Source organism: Vibrio sp. PSi01 (assembly GCF_054960695.1).
The window spans coordinates 1-11,588 of sequence record NZ_JBHNYN010000034.1 but is presented as its reverse complement, the minus strand read 5'-3'; the positions used below and the strand labels follow the sequence as shown (position 1 = coordinate 11,588).

The 11,588-nt window shown below is 45.1% G+C and carries 11 protein-coding genes, 1 pseudogene and 1 riboswitch; of the genes and pseudogenes, 11 read left to right on the top strand and 1 reads right to left on the bottom strand.

Annotated elements, in window-relative coordinates; all coding sequences use genetic code 11:
• Positions 1 to 176: 176 nt before the first annotated feature.
• Entirely contained in the window at positions 177 to 851 is a 675-nt protein-coding gene (locus ACFI6G_RS21960; RefSeq protein ID WP_010430545.1) for a glutathione S-transferase family protein, read from the bottom strand.
• 482 nt (positions 852 to 1,333) lie between these two features.
• Between ACFI6G_RS21960 and ACFI6G_RS21955 the strand changes: the two genes are divergently transcribed.
• The 11 genes and pseudogenes from ACFI6G_RS21955 (at position 1,334) to thiM (ending at position 11,517) form a co-directional block, all read left to right on the top strand.
• On the top strand, positions 1,334 to 2,431 hold the full coding sequence (locus tag ACFI6G_RS21955) for a YdcF family protein (RefSeq protein ID WP_102385153.1): 1,098 nt from the start codon (positions 1,334 to 1,336) through the stop codon (positions 2,429 to 2,431).
• A 115-nt stretch (positions 2,432 to 2,546) separates the two neighbouring features.
• Positions 2,547 to 2,798: a DUF2999 family protein gene (locus ACFI6G_RS21950; RefSeq protein WP_009844829.1), complete on the top strand. Its 252-nt coding sequence runs from the start codon at positions 2,547 to 2,549 to the stop codon at positions 2,796 to 2,798.
• 422 nt (positions 2,799 to 3,220) lie between these two features.
• On the top strand, positions 3,221 to 4,249 hold the full coding sequence (locus tag ACFI6G_RS21945) for a DUF4382 domain-containing protein (protein WP_462710477.1): 1,029 nt from the start codon (positions 3,221 to 3,223) through the stop codon (positions 4,247 to 4,249).
• A 174-nt stretch (positions 4,250 to 4,423) separates the two neighbouring features.
• Positions 4,424 to 5,152, top strand: a complete 729-nt coding sequence (locus ACFI6G_RS21940; RefSeq protein ID WP_010430533.1) for a helix-turn-helix domain-containing protein — start codon at positions 4,424 to 4,426, stop codon at positions 5,150 to 5,152.
• Between the two features lie 85 nt (positions 5,153 to 5,237).
• On the top strand, positions 5,238 to 6,155 hold the full coding sequence (locus tag ACFI6G_RS21935) for a DMT family transporter (protein WP_010430530.1): 918 nt from the start codon (positions 5,238 to 5,240) through the stop codon (positions 6,153 to 6,155).
• Between the two features lie 98 nt (positions 6,156 to 6,253).
• Positions 6,254 to 6,365: riboswitch (TPP riboswitch) on the top strand.
• A 96-nt stretch (positions 6,366 to 6,461) separates the two neighbouring features.
• Positions 6,462 to 7,355 (top strand): bifunctional hydroxymethylpyrimidine kinase/phosphomethylpyrimidine kinase, encoded by an 894-nt coding sequence (thiD, locus tag ACFI6G_RS21930; RefSeq protein ID WP_462710476.1) that lies wholly within the window; start codon positions 6,462 to 6,464, stop codon positions 7,353 to 7,355.
• Positions 7,345 to 8,109, top strand: a complete 765-nt coding sequence (locus ACFI6G_RS21925) for an ABC transporter ATP-binding protein (RefSeq protein ID WP_102418239.1) — start codon at positions 7,345 to 7,347, stop codon at positions 8,107 to 8,109. Before thiD ends, ACFI6G_RS21925 begins: the two co-directional genes overlap by 11 nt.
• A gap of 103 nt (positions 8,110 to 8,212) precedes the next feature.
• Positions 8,213 to 8,947 (top strand): annotated as a pseudogene (locus tag ACFI6G_RS21920) (ABC transporter permease); the annotation flags it as partial.
• 120 nt (positions 8,948 to 9,067) lie between these two features.
• Positions 9,068 to 10,024: an ABC transporter substrate-binding protein gene (locus ACFI6G_RS21915; protein WP_010430522.1), complete on the top strand. Its 957-nt coding sequence runs from the start codon at positions 9,068 to 9,070 to the stop codon at positions 10,022 to 10,024.
• Positions 10,025 to 10,032: 8 nt separating this feature from the next.
• Positions 10,033 to 10,728, top strand: coding sequence for a thiaminase II (tenA, locus tag ACFI6G_RS21910; RefSeq protein ID WP_016768299.1), 696 nt, complete (start codon positions 10,033 to 10,035; stop codon positions 10,726 to 10,728).
• A gap of 3 nt (positions 10,729 to 10,731) precedes the next feature.
• Positions 10,732 to 11,517: a hydroxyethylthiazole kinase gene (thiM, locus tag ACFI6G_RS21905; protein WP_010430518.1), complete on the top strand. Its 786-nt coding sequence runs from the start codon at positions 10,732 to 10,734 to the stop codon at positions 11,515 to 11,517.
• The last annotated feature ends 71 nt before the right edge of the window (positions 11,518 to 11,588 follow it).

Genomic DNA, 11,588 nt, shown 5'->3' with positions numbered 1-11,588 from the left:
CAAGATTTTGTCCAGAAATGTGTTTGAGAGAAGTGGATAGTTACGAATGTTGAACCTTGGTATCAATCCACACAAAATATCAACTTGTGACTTTTCAACATAAAGAGCCGCTTTTTAGCGGCTCTTTATGTTTGAGTTTTAGCTATCACTTAGAAGAGTGTTAACTATCAATTTTTCTACTTCGCATAATTCGAAGGAAACAGTGCTCGTTTCGCTTCTTCATCACGTTCGGTTTTAAACTCAATGCCTTTACCAATCTCGCGAGCGCGCAGTGCGGCAGGGCGACTGTTGATTGCATCAAACCAGCGCTTTAAGTTCGGGTAAGGTTCTAGGCCTTCTTCACCAAGCACGAACGGTGCTTTATCAATCCAACCCCATGCCGCGACATCGACAATGGTGTACTCATTTCCGACGAAAAACTCACGACCTTCCATATGCTTTTCTAACACTTCGTAGTGACGTTGTGCTTCACGTAGATAACGGTTCACGGCGTAGTCTAGGCCTGCAGGGGCAGCATGACGGAAGTGTACCGATTGGCCAGAGTATGGACCAAGACCGCTCGCGATGAACATCATCCAAGATAGAAGTTCTGCTCTGTCTTCTGGTTGCCCCGCTAGCTTGCCAGTTTTCTCTGATAGGTAAAGAAGGATAGCGTTAGAGTCGAATACACGTTGTCCGTCATCTTCAATCGCTGGCGTTTTGCCATTTGGATTTATTAAGCGATATTCCGGTGTGTGTTGCTCGCCTTTTAAGGTATCAACTGGAACGAGTTCAAAATCTAGGCCTGTCTCTTCTAGAAACAGAGCGATCTTCATTGGATTGGGTGTTTGGTGAAAATAGAACTTAAGCATGGGGTAACTCCTTGTATTGGACGTCCATTAAAACACCACTTGAACGATCGTTCAATGATTGATTTTAAATTGTGTGAAAAAGGGCCTGTTTTTTTAAACGAGCGGTGTTTGAATTTCAGTTAGTGGGCAGAAGCTAGCGTGAACCTATTGGCGGTTGAGAATCTTAAATATCTGAAAGTATGTGTTTAAATGTGAGCTTTCATGTTGGTCGTCAGTCTAAATGTAATTGTCGATTATGGTGGGGGAGGCGTGTGAGTTTGAAGCTAGATATTCGAAAATAGTCAGTAACATCATTGTTATACAACAACTTGTTAGATTGGCGAGCGTGTTTAGGCACATAAAATCGTGATCTGCAGCCACATCTTATGCAACCAAGGAATATTAACGCTGTAGATTCTGGTGTGCTTCACGGTTTTTTAATACTAGGGGCTTACATTGGGGAGCAAATCTGATGTGAACACTTAACGACACAGGATCTTTCCATGAAAAAGAACATTATCGCCCTCGCTCTTGGTGGCATGCTGGCTTTTGGCGCAACTCCTTATTCTTTTGCTGCTAACGATGGCGCAGTACAAGCTTCTGCGGATTACGCGCAGTTGGTGACTAAGCGACAAGTTGTCGACCAACTACTTCTTGATGCGTTGCAAGCGTTTAAGTCTCCAGCAAGAATTTCTCACGCTGGCTTCACGGCTAAAATGCCAAGCAACATGGAAATTGTGACTAACCGGTTGTTAGAAGCTTACCAGTTAGAACCTTACCGCACTGACTTGCTGATTTCGGCAGCGAACGCTCAGATCTACAACAAGAATGCAGAGCGCGCTATTGAGTTGTTTGAGCAAGCGTTGACGGTTGCGCCAGACGATGTCGATCTTCATGCTTACCTTGCGGTTTGGCAAAGATTCGATGGTAATGATAGTGAATCCAACAAGCATATGCAGAAGCTTGAGAGCCTGAACAAAGGCAAAGCCGAAGACATCAAACGTATCTTTGCTACGGTCGATCGCGTTTTAGAAACACCGTTGAAAGAATCAGCAGATAAAGGGCTACTGAGCGATCACGGCGCGATAGTTACTTTGGGTTACGCGCTGAACCCAGATGGTTCAATGCATGAGATCTTGATTGAACGTCTTGAAACCACATTGGCAATGTCTAAAGCCAACCCGGATGCGATGATTGTGCTAACGGGTGGCGTGCCTAAGAACCACAAGACAGAAGGCAAGTTGATGGCGAATTGGCTTATTTCAAAAGGGGTGAGTAAAGATCGTATCATTGAAGAGAACTATGCGACTAGCACGGTAGGGAATGCTTTGTTCAGTAGCTATGCGCTTGCTCGTCATAATATTAAGCATGCGACCATTATTAGCTCGGCAAGCCATGTTCGTCGTGGTCAAACTTTGTTTGAAATTGCGAGCTGGCAAACTGGCCCTCAAGGAATTACATTTGATACGGTTGCTTACCCAGACAAGCCGTTAGAAAGTCTTAAAAATGCAAGCAGTGGCGAACTGTTAGGTATTTATCGTGATGCTCTAAGAACCTATGGCATGTGGAGTTACCGCTCTTATCCGCTAGAGTCGCGTTAAGCCTAAAATCTAAGCAATAACTTGGGTTAAGCAAAGCACAACTTGCTGGTACTATCGAGAGGCGCTAGGTGGTAAACTGGCACTCTATCAATTTTAGTGTTTCAAAGGTAAAGTGATGAACCCGATTTTAGCAATGTTGAAAGAGAACAATATTAGCGATGAGCAAATCAGCGAGATATTCAAGACGCTGACAGAGAACCCTCTTGCAGCAATGGCGACAATCAGCCAACTTGGCTTACCACAAGATAAACTTCAAATGCTGATGGGTCAGGTAATGCAAAACCCAGCGCTAATCAAAGAAGCCGTTGAAGAGCTTGGCCTAGATTTCTCTAAGGTTGAAGCGGCTAAAGAACAACTTCAAAAATAAGTCAATTTGAATGAGCTAAGATCGAATTAGCTTAATCAAAATTCAATGAAAAGGTCGTTTAAGTTCAGCAACAGGCTGTCTTAACGGCCTTTTTTGATCTTGGTGGCGATTATTCACTTTGATCAAGTTGCTTTCAATCCCTGCTTCCCATTTTCTACTCAACGACTATTTCAACACAATTGACAGCACCTTTGCCAAACATGCGTTGCTACTAACAATTTACTTACTAGACTTAATTAACCTATGTGCGACTTGATATGTGCACCTTGATGAACAGTGTTTTTTGGGTGAGGAATGCCCTGAATAGTTGGGATATAAACATCAAACAATAGCGCTGTTTATTTATGGGTCACAACAAGAAAAAGAATAAGAGGGCACTCAATAAGCCCTTTATTGAGCAGTGATTTTATAGGAAATGAGTTATGAAATATTTAAAGGAAACGGCTTTAGCTAGCCTTGTGTTGGCCGGGCTTGTTGGTTGTGGCGGAGACTCAGGATCATCAAGCAGTACGACACCCATTACCTTGAGTGTGAGTGATGCGCCCGTCGATGATGTTAAAGATGTGACGGTGACATTCAGCAAGGTAGCTTTACTTCCGATTCAGGGAGGTACAACGCTAGTGTATGACGTGTATAAGACGGGCGAAAACGGTGATTACGTTGATGAAAATGGCGACCCGTTGCCAGACGGTGAAGATCCTATTCCATTAAGTGTCAATTTATTGGATTACCAAGGAAGCGATGCACTTCCTTTGATTGAAAACGAGGTAGTTCCAGTAGGTAGCTATAAACTATGTGTGTTTGCGAATGATGGCGAACACACGACACATCCATCTTATGTTGTAGAAAACGATGACTCGATTCGTGAGTTAACGGTGAAAGGTAATGGCGCGTGCCCGCAAGGTGTTGGTAAAGAAGATAACGCTGGCGTGCTTTACTTTAATGATTCATTTAATGTGAACCAACAGAGTAACGATTTTGTTGTCGAGTTCGATCTTCGACGTGGCCTAAAGAACAGTTCGACTTTCCCTGATTACACTATTCAAAGAACGTCTGTAAGCCTTATCAATACGGTTGAGACAGGAAACATTGAAGGTACTGTTTCGAGTACCACTTTTGCAGCTTGTAACCCTACAAATGATAATACTTATGTTCAGTCGGTGTACTTGTATGAAGGTAATGTCGACAAAGCTGACATGGCGCCTATTGGCGGTTCCGATGAGGTGAAGCCGATTACTTCAGCATCAGTGGCAATGAATGAAGCACAGACTAACTATGAGTTCTCTCTAGGATTTATTGATCCAGGTACTTACTCATTGGGTTATACCTGTACCGCGCAACACGACAGCGATGAAGACAATGCTGATCCGGTTGCTGATGGTTTTGACATTTATGAAGTTCAAAATAGTGTCCAGGTAGTGATTGACGAAGATACCCGAGTATCATTTTAGTAATTAATGTGTTCTAACCATGTGAATAAATACGGCCTCTCATTTAGAGGCCGTTTTTGATCATGTCACCTAGTTAGCATGAATTTGATGATCATTGAGTGTGACTCTAGGGAAGTGATAATGTAACTTTGTATCTCTTACTTTAACCTAGCGAAATGTACTCCGGCGTTGCTCATGAAATCTAGCTTAAGCATTCGATCTTACACCAAGCAATTTAATACCCATGCTCATGATGACCATCATCAACTGGTATTGCCGATCCAAGGCAGTATTAATATCGAAATGGTGAGGTATGTCGGTAAAGTGGCGGTGGGCGAATGTGTGGTGATTCCGGTAACCACAGCACATGCGTTTAAAGCGGACGAAGCAGCGCGGTTTATTGTCGCGGATATGGCTGTGTTGCCTCAGCATTTGTTAGAGCACGAGCTCTCGGTTTTCACGATAACGCCACCTTTGATGAGCTTCTTGTTGTTTGTTGAGAAGCAGCTGGAATATCAGGTCGATAGCGGTATTGAGTCATCCATCTTGGATGTGTTTTCACTGCTGTTAGAGCAACAACAAGTGAGCAAGAGCATCGACCCAAGAATCCGTGCGGTACAAAGGCTGATAGCGGATAACTACACGCAACCGTTATCCATATCACAACTTGCAGAAACGGCCTGTTTGAGCCCTACTCAATTCAAAAAACGCTTCAAAGAGTGCTTGGGTATCAGTGCGCTTAAATACATTACTCGATATCGTATGGAGAAAGCTCAAGCCTTGTTAACCCACACAGATTTACCTGTTCAATTGATAGCCGAAAATGTGGGTTATAGTGATGTTTCTGCTTTTAGTCGTCGCTTCTCTCAGCACTTTGGAATGTCTCCAAGGGCGTTTCTAGGCTCAATGAAAGACAGTCTTTAGAAACAACAATAGCGTCCTTTCGGCAAACTAACTTTTATCAATCTTCACTATTATCTATTTCAGAACTGAAAATTGGGTAATAGAAATGAATCTTGCCATCAATCGCGTTAACGAATTCCAAATGGGCACTTTAGCCATCTTGTTTGCTTCCATTTTATGGGGCACGACAGGCACCGCCGCAAGTTTTGCGCCTGATCTAAGCCCATTAGCGATTGGTGCTTTCTCTATGGGTGTCGGCGGCCTAATGCAAGCGGGCTTAGCGTATCGAAAAATCCTATTCGCTTTCGACAAGCTTTTGCAGAACAAGAAGTTGTTGGCAGTGAGCGCTTTGGCTTTAGCGATCTATCCTTTAGCTTTCTATTCTTCAATGAAATTATCTGGCGTGGCGATTGGTACAGTGGTTTCGATTGCTACCGCACCTTTCTTTTCTGCTCTGTTAGAGTGTCTTATTAGCAAAAAGAATAATATCAACAAACGTTGGCTCACTAGCTTTGCGATTGGTGTGGTGGGTATTGGGTTGTTGGTGTTTTCAGAATCTTCATCGACGAATGAATCCGGTGATGATCTCAAGCTGTTCGGTATTGCTTTAGGTTTGCTCGCTGGGTTGTGTTACGCCATTTATTCTTGGGCGACCAAAGCACTGATCGACAAAGGGATTAAGTCACAAGCGGCGATGGGCAGTATTTTTGGCCTGGGTGCGATGCTGTTGCTGCCAACGCTCTGGTTTACGGGGGAGAACCTGTTTTCCTCGCAGATTAACGTATTAGTCATCAGTTATCTGACGTTAATCCCACAATGCTTGGGCTATATCGCGTTCAGTTTTGGTTTACGCCACGTGACCGCGAGTAGCGCCAATCTGCTGACTCTGTTTGAACCAGTAGTTGCAGCGGTGCTTGCCGTCTGTGTTGTCGGTGAGCTGATTCCTTTTACAGGCTGGTTAGGTATGTCTCTGATTGTGTTGTGCTTGTTTATACAGTCGAAGCCATCTAAAGGAACGTTATAAGTATTTGTTTTGTTTTGCCTAATTGAAATTTTTTCATGTGTAATTCTTATAATTGAATAAAATCAGTATCTCAGTTGTGAGAGTGCTGTTACTATCGCTATCAATAGTCGGGGGGCATATACCTTATTTGGTGTTTGCTGAGATCGTTAATCGAGACCCGTTGAACCTGATTCAGTTAACACTGGCGTAGGGAACTATAAGCACTCGATCTGCGTCTGCACCCATGAAAACTTTCATGTGTTTATTGCGACTTCTCCTTCGATCGGTGTTCGTTCTCCTACGTCTTGTAAGATAGTAGGAGCGACAATGACACACAGTTCTAATTCAAAAGATTTAACGCTAAAAGTCTCAGTTTCACAGCACTCTGCTGATGGTTCGATTCGAACAAACACTCCGATTGTATTGACGATCGCTGGTTCTGACAGTGGTGGTGGCGCGGGCATTCAAGCTGATATTAAAGCCATGTCTGCAACGGGTAGCTTCGCTTGTTCGGTAATTACCGCAATTACCTCTCAGAATACCCAAGGCGTTTTCGCCATTTTGCCTATTCCACTCGACCATGTTGCTAGCCAGTTAGATGCGGTTTTTACTGATCTCAATATCGTGGCAGTAAAAGTCGGCATGTTGGCCGATTCGCAAATCATCAAAGTCGTCGCTGATAAAATTAAGCAGTACCAACCTAAACACTTAGTGATTGACCCTGTAATGGTCGCAACCAGTGGTGATCTTCTTTTAGAAAACTCAGCCATTACTACACTGAAACAAGAGCTGATTCCGCTGGCAGACATCATTACGCCTAATTTGCCTGAAGGCGCGGCGTTAACAGGCAAGCCGGTACCTGAAAGCGAAGCTGAAATGCAGGGCATGATTGAAGATTTACGCGCACTAGGTGCTAAAGCGGTTCTCTTGAAAGGCGGCCACCTGGAGAAAGATGAAAACAGTAACGACTTACTGATTCTGTCAACCACATCTGCTCTGATTAGCGCGAAGCGTTTTCCTACCAAAAACACACATGGAACGGGCTGCACGCTCTCTTCTGCTATTGCTTCTTTCTTGGCTCAAGGCAACAAACTTCCAGAGGCTGTCGACCTAGGTAAACAATACATTTCACGAGCAATTGCTCACGCCGACGAACTTCAAGTTGGTCAAGGTCACGGCCCTGTAAATCACTTCTTCGTTGGGCACGGTAATGTCCGTTAATATGATTGGCGTTCAACTCAGTAATGCGACTCTGCGTTACCGAGATAGCGAGCACGCGACCTTATCTGGACTGTCATTGAGCTTAAAAGCAGGCAAGTGGACAGTGTTACTTGGTCGCAGTGGCTGCGGAAAAACCACGGTATTGCGTTATCTGGCAGGCTTGTTGGACGACAAGGTGGAATGGCAGGGCACATTGGCAACGTCTGATGAATTGCCTTTAACGGATCGCATCGCTTACATGGCGCAGCAAGATTTGTTACTGCCATGGCTATCGGTTATCGACAACGTGTGTTTGAGCCATCGCTTTCAAAATTCCGCAGATAAGCATAAAAATATCGAGCATAAAAATCAGGCGTTAGAGCTACTGATTTCTGTTGGTCTGGCTGATTACGCGGATGCTATGCCGGATCAATTGTCTGGTGGTATGCGCCAGCGTGTTGCTTTGGCTCGAACCTTAATGCAAGACAAGCCAGTCGTGCTGATGGATGAGCCTTTCTCTGCGCTGGATGCGGTAACGAGACACAAGCTGCAAAGTTTAGCGTGTGAACTGTTAAGGGGTAAAACCGTTGTGTTGATCACTCATGATCCACAAGAAGCGGTGCGTCTGGCGGATAACTTGTATGTGTTGCAAGGCACGCCTGCGAGTGCTCACTCTTTATCTGTGCCTCACACGTCAACGCCACGAGTGTTAGATGGTGAGTGTGCCGAGCTACAACAAGCGATCTTAGAACAGTTGGAGCGTGATTATGAATGAACTAACTCGAAGTGAAGCTACTGATAGCTCCAAGATAGAAAACTCAATGGAAGAAAGTTCAACTAACGCGCAGGCTAGCACAGCGCGTCCTCGCCAGATGAATCCTGTTATGCGTTTGCTTATTAGCAGTGCTGTGATTCTTGGTTTGTGGCAAATGGTGGTAATTATATTCGAGATGCCAAGCTTCATTCTGCCAGCTCCCGCAGAAGTCTCCCTCAAGCTGATTGAACGCTACGATGTGTTACTCAAACACACTTGGGTGACTGCGCAAGAGATCTTACTTGGTCTATTGCTCGGTTTATCCATGGGGCTGTTTTTCGCCTTGCAGATGTTGATGTTTGACCCGTTGAAGCGTTGGCTATTGCCTATCTTGATTGCTAGCCAAGCGATTCCTGTATTTGCGATTGCGCCAGTACTTATGCTTTGGCTTGGCTATGGCATCGCTTCAAAAGTGGTGATGGCGGCGATCATTATCTTCTTCCCTGTGACCACTTGCTGTTACGACGGTCTGCGTAATACACCGACAGGTTATCTTGATCTTGCTAAGACGATGGGTGCATCGAAATGGCAATTGCTCCGCTATATCCAACTTCCTGCTGCATTGCCAACATTGGCGTCTGGCATTCGTGTAGCGGTGGTGATAGCCCCAATAGGCGCAGTCGTCGGTGAGTGGGTAGGCTCCAGTGAAGGTTTAGGTTACTTAATGCTACAAGCCAATGCGCGCATGATCATTGATGAGATGTTTGCGGCCTTATTTATCTTGGCGGTGCTGTCTATCTCGCTCTACTTCATCACAGATAAGTTACTCAAAAAAGCCATCCCTTGGGAGAACCAGTGATGGCTTGATCAATAACACTTTGTTTAATAAGGCTTCGCTCAACGCTATTTATCTAAACAAAACGTCGTTAAAAACTAGCTCTATAAACACAATAATAATATTCAGAAGGAAAGGTTAACTATGAAAAACACCAAATTGGTAGGTGCAGTGGCACTGCTTGCTTCGCTAGTGTCAGGTCATGCTCTAGCGGACTCTGAACAAAAGAAACTGACACTGATGTTGGACTGGTTTGTGAACCCGAACCATGGCCCGATTGTGATCGCTCAAGAGCGTGGCTACTTTGCTGACCAAGGTCTAGATGTTGAAATTCAAGAGCCAGCAGACCCAAGCACACCAGCAAAATTGGTCGCGGCAGGTAAGGTCGATTTAGCGGTAACTTACCAACCAAGTTTAACCATGGATGTGGCAGCGGGTCTTCCTTTAGTTCGTGCATCAACCCTTATCGCGACGCCACTAAATACACTAATGGTATTGGATAACGGCAAGAACGATACGCTAGCGGATCTGAAAGGCAAGAAGATTGGTATTGCGATTGCTGGTAACGAAGAAGCGACTATTGGCACCATGCTGGCTCAAGAAAGCGTTGAGTTTACAGACGTGCAAACCATCAATGTTGGTTGGGCACTGTCGTCTTCATTGGCATCAGGGAAGGTAGATGCAATCTGGGGTGGCTTACGTAACTTCGAGACCAACCAGTTAGCTCTTGAAGGCTTTAAAGCAAAAGCATTCTTCCCAGAAGAGCACGGTGTTCCTGCTTACGATGAGCTTATCTTTGTTGCGAACGCAAAGCAACATGATGATGAAGCGATCAAAGCGTTCAACAAAGCATTGGAACAAGCAACCACTTACATTGTTAACCACCCACAAGAGTCATGGAGCGAGTTTGTTGCGTATTCACCTGATACGCTGAACAACGAGCTTAACCAACGCGCATGGAACGACACGCTGACTCGTTTTGCACTTCGCCCTTCAGCGGTTGACCTGAAACGTTACGACGATTACGCACAGTTCATGTTCGACAAAGGCATTATCAAATCACTACCAAAAGCCGCTGACTACGTACCGACTTTTGACTAAGGAATCTCATGAAATACCAAGACTTAATCCAAGCCTGTCAGCAAGATTGGCAAGACTACACAGAGCATGATTTTGTTAAAACGCTGGCGAACGGCACACTCGCTCAGCCGTGTTTCCTGCATTATTTGAAACAAGATTTTCTGTTCTTGAAGCAATATGCTCGCGCTTATGCGTTGGCGATTTACAAGGCGAAAACCTTGGCTGATATGCGCCGTGCATTGCCAAGTGTTCATGCTCTGCTAGATTCTGAAATATCTCACCACGTGACTTACTGTGGTCAGTGGGGCTTAACGGAATCTGACCTAGAAAACGAACCTGAAGATTTCGGCACAGTCGCTTACACACGCTACGTTCTAGACGCGGGTATGACGGGTGATCTTGTCGATCTTTATGCGGCACTGGCTCCGTGTTCAATTGGTTACGCTGTGATCGGTAAAGCGCTGTTAGAAAGCAGCGATACCGTTTGGGAAGGCAACCCATACGCAAGCTGGCTGCAACTGTATGGCGGCGAAGAGTTCCAATCAGGTGTGGCTACAGGCGCGGAGTACTTTAATCAGCTGCTTGCTGAAATTGATATCAACAGCGAGCGTGGTCAAAGTATCGTTCATATCTTTAAAACGGCAACGCGTATGGAAGTGGCTTTCTGGCAGCAAGGTCTGAATGCACTTAATGACTCAACAGCGGCTTTCACGAATAAGGATTAATCCATGCTAACTGAACAAATCATCCAATCACTGCGCGCAGTACGAGAGCAAAAACCATTGGTTGTGAACATCACCAACTACGTCGTGATGAACAATACGGCGAATGCTTTATTGGCGATTGGTGCTTCACCTATCATGGCGCACTCACAGCAAGAACTGGCTGAGATGATGTCATTCTCTGGCGCTTTGGTGATTAACATCGGCACGCTTGATAGTGTTTGGACGCCAAGAATGCGCTTCGCGGTTGAACAAGCGAATGCGAACAACAAGGTTGTGGTCCTTGACCCTGTAGGTTGTGGCGCAAGTACGCTGCGTACTGAGACTTCTCGTGAAATTGCACGTTTAGCCAATAAGCTAATCATTCGTGGTAACGCGTCTGAGATCATTGCGCTAGCGGGTGAGCAAGCACAGAGCAAAGGCGTTGATGCGCTGGATAGCAGTGATGCCGCATTAGGCGCTGCACAGTGCTTAGTGGCTGAATACGGTGCAAATGTGGTAATTTCTGGTGAGACAGATTACGTTGTCACCAAAGACAGTGTTGTGATGTTAAACAATGGTCATCCAATGATGCCGTTTGTAACGGGCATGGGCTGTACCTTAACGGCCTTGACGGGCGCATTTGCTGCTGTTGGTGATGACAGTGGTTTAGCGGCTGCGGCGATATTGGGCGTGGTTGGTGAAATCGCGGCTGAAAACTCACGCGGCCCGGGTAGCTTACAAATGAACTTGCTTGATGAGCTATATCAGTTAGACGAAGAGACTCTGATTCAACGTTTGAAGATTCAGTAGGGTTAATCTAACTGTAAGCCACAAGTTAGAAGCCTAACTTAAAACTCTTTAGATAAAGAAAAGCCCCCGAT

Coding starts and splice junctions, on each gene's coding strand:
- ACFI6G_RS21935 (WP_010430530.1), top strand. CDS start 5,238: ATGAATCTTGCCATCAATCGCGTTAACGAATTCCAAATGGGCACTTTA.
- ACFI6G_RS21940 (WP_010430533.1), top strand. CDS start 4,424: ATGAAATCTAGCTTAAGCATTCGATCTTACACCAAGCAATTTAATACC.
- ACFI6G_RS21950 (WP_009844829.1), top strand. CDS start 2,547: ATGAACCCGATTTTAGCAATGTTGAAAGAGAACAATATTAGCGATGAG.
- thiD (WP_462710476.1), top strand. CDS start 6,462: ATGACACACAGTTCTAATTCAAAAGATTTAACGCTAAAAGTCTCAGTT.
- ACFI6G_RS21945 (WP_462710477.1), top strand. CDS start 3,221: ATGAAATATTTAAAGGAAACGGCTTTAGCTAGCCTTGTGTTGGCCGGG.
- ACFI6G_RS21960 (WP_010430545.1), bottom strand. CDS start 851: ATGCTTAAGTTCTATTTTCACCAAACACCCAATCCAATGAAGATCGCT.
- thiM (WP_010430518.1), top strand. CDS start 10,732: ATGCTAACTGAACAAATCATCCAATCACTGCGCGCAGTACGAGAGCAA.
- ACFI6G_RS21955 (WP_102385153.1), top strand. CDS start 1,334: ATGAAAAAGAACATTATCGCCCTCGCTCTTGGTGGCATGCTGGCTTTT.
- ACFI6G_RS21915 (WP_010430522.1), top strand. CDS start 9,068: ATGAAAAACACCAAATTGGTAGGTGCAGTGGCACTGCTTGCTTCGCTA.
- tenA (WP_016768299.1), top strand. CDS start 10,033: ATGAAATACCAAGACTTAATCCAAGCCTGTCAGCAAGATTGGCAAGAC.
- ACFI6G_RS21925 (WP_102418239.1), top strand. CDS start 7,345: ATGTCCGTTAATATGATTGGCGTTCAACTCAGTAATGCGACTCTGCGT.